Origin of the sequence: Selenomonas sp. oral taxon 126 (assembly GCF_001683335.1) — a bacterium.
GTDB lineage: Bacteria > Bacillota > Negativicutes > Selenomonadales > Selenomonadaceae > Centipeda.
In genome coordinates this window covers 2807929-2810308 of sequence record NZ_CP016201.1, presented here as the reverse complement: position 1 = coordinate 2810308, position 2380 = coordinate 2807929, and the positions used below count along the sequence as shown (strand labels likewise).

Annotated in this window: 3 protein-coding genes; all 3 read left to right on the top strand. The window is 58.2% G+C overall.

Features of this window, described 5'->3' with window-relative positions:
• The first annotated feature begins 215 nt into the window (after window positions 1-215).
• Window positions 216-1622 (top strand): tRNA lysidine(34) synthetase TilS, encoded by a 1407-nt coding sequence (gene tilS / locus AXF19_RS12920; protein WP_066849758.1) that lies wholly within the window; start codon window positions 216-218, stop codon window positions 1620-1622.
• Window positions 1603-2148, top strand: a complete 546-nt coding sequence (gene hpt / locus AXF19_RS12915; protein ID WP_066849752.1) for a hypoxanthine phosphoribosyltransferase — start codon at window positions 1603-1605, stop codon at window positions 2146-2148. The genes tilS and hpt overlap by 20 nt, the downstream gene beginning before the upstream one ends.
• 17 nt (window positions 2149-2165) lie before the next feature.
• Window positions 2166-2380 (top strand): ATP-dependent metallopeptidase FtsH/Yme1/Tma family protein (locus AXF19_RS12910; protein WP_335674935.1); only part of this gene is annotated, 215 nt, incomplete at its 3' end.

Genomic DNA, 2380 nt, shown 5'->3' with positions numbered 1-2380 from the left:
AAACTGCCGGAGAGGTTGTTGGTGGACAAGCAACACGGTGGCGGTCAAGATGGCAATGACAAAAGAAAGACTGATACGCTTCGGCTTTTATGATTTAGCCGAGGCATATCAGTCTGTACACGCAACCTATTGAAACCGCCGTGTACCGAACGGTACGCACGGTGGTGTGAGAGGACGGCGGCTAATCACCGTCTCCTACTCGATGGGAGTATATCTTGCAAAAACACGTCGAACGCATTCTGCGTGCACATGGTTTTTTCAATCCTGCGCGTACGCTGCTTGTCGCCTGCTCGGGCGGCACGGATTCGCTTGCCTTGCTGGATATTTTGGATGTCCTGCGCGCTGCGGGCGGTGCGCGCGTCATTACCGCGCACTATGAGCATGGCATTCGCGGTGCGGCGTCGCGTGCGGATGCGCGCTTTGTCGAGGAATTCTGCCGTGCGCGCGCGCTTCCGTTCGTATGTGAGTCGGGAGATGTGCCCGCCTATGCGCGTGCGCACAAGATGTCGCTCGAGACGGCGGCGCGCATCTGCCGCTATGACTTCCTCCATCGCGCGGCTGATGAGGCGCGTGCAGATGCAATCGTACTCGCGCATCATGCGGACGATCTCGTGGAGACGGTGCTCCTGCGCATCCTGCGCGGGACGGGGCCTGCGGGGCTCGCTGCCATGCGCGTCCGGGACGGGCGGCACCTGCGCCCGCTCCTCTCCATCACGCGCGCCGCAATCGAGGCGTATGCGGCAGAGCGGGGGCTGTCGCCGCGTCACGATGCGACGAATGATGTTTTGGATGCACGGCGTAACCGCGTGCGTCACGAACTCCTGCCCGCGCTCCGCGCGCAGTACAATCCTGCGGTGGGGGATGCACTCACGCGCCTCTCTGCGCTTGCGGCGGAGGAAGACGATTTTCTCTCATCGCTTGCGCGCGCGGAATACAGTCGGGCACGCTGCGAAGTCGGGCTTTCTCTCGAAGTGCTGCGCGCACTTCATCCCGCCTTGCAGCGGCGTGTGTTGCGCATTTTCTGGGCAGAGGAGACGGGAACGGCGCAGGACTTCTCCTATCTTCATGAGGAGCGTCTGCGTGCCTTCCTCACTGCCGAGGGGACGGCACATGCCGAGATGCAGGGGGGATGGCATGCATACAGCCGCTATGGCGTGCTTGCGCTCTGCCGTCTGCCCGCACACAAAGATGCTTTAGAAAATCGTGAAATTTTGCTTCCTTTCACCCGCGAATATGCTATAATGAATTTTCAGGGCACGGAGTTTCACATCAGGCGTCTGAACCGCATGACGGCGGACGATTGGCGCAGGATGGAGGCGCGCGAGGCGGTCTATGCAGATCGCGCGGCTCTGCCCCCGCTCGTCCTTAGGACGCGGCGGGCGGGCGACTATATGCAGCTTCCCATTGGGCGAAAGAAGCTCAAGGAGATCCTGATTGATGACAAGATTCCGCGTGAGGAGAGGGATGCGATGCCGCTCATTGCGCTTGCGGATACACACGAGATTTTCTGGATTGCGGGCGGACGGCGCAGTATACTTGCGCCCGTGACGGAATCCACCCATGATATTTTGCGTATTTCATATACGAAGGAGAGAGAGCCAAATGATGAGCGAGGATATTGAGCGCATTTCCTTTTCGGCGGACGAGATTCGCACGCGTGTGCAGGAACTCGGCGCGGAGATCGCACGAGATTATAAGGATGCCTCCGAGACCGTCTACTGTGTTGGTATCCTCAAGGGGGCTGCGGTCTTCTTCACCGATCTTGTACGCGCCATCGAGCATCCCGTTTCCTTTGACTTTATGATTGTTTCCAGCTACGGGGATGCGACGGTTTCGAGCGGGCAGGTTAAGATCCTGAAGGATCTCGATTTCTCCATCGAGGGCAAGCACGTCATCATTGTCGAGGATATCATCGACTCGGGCACGACGATGCACTATCTGAAACAGATGCTTCAGGGGCGTCATCCAAAGAGCATCAAGATCTGTGCGTTTCTCTCGAAGCCCTCACGCCGTGTCGCGCCCGTGGAGATCGACTATCTCGGGCATGAGGTGCCGGATGAATTCCTCGTCGGCTATGGGCTGGACTATGCGGAGAAATATCGGAATCTGCCCTACATCGGGGTACTCAAGCGTTCCGTCTACGAATAAACCGGAGGAGGTAGAAATTGAATCAGTCGATATTGCGCAATCTTGCTTTTTATGCGCTCATGTTCTTCGTTGTCTGGACAGTTGCCGACTATATGTCGGGCAGCCATCAGGCACCGCAGGCAACGGCGCTCGGATACAGCGACTTCAACGCAAAGGTGCAGTCGGGCGAGGTCGAAAAGGTTGTCATCGTACAGAACAACATCCGCGGCACGCTGACGGATGGGACGGAGTT

Excerpts from the sequence above, each read along its gene's own strand:
- hpt (WP_066849752.1), top strand. The coding sequence starts at position 1,603 with ATGATGAGCGAGGATATTGAGCGCATTTCCTTTTCGGCGGACGAGATT.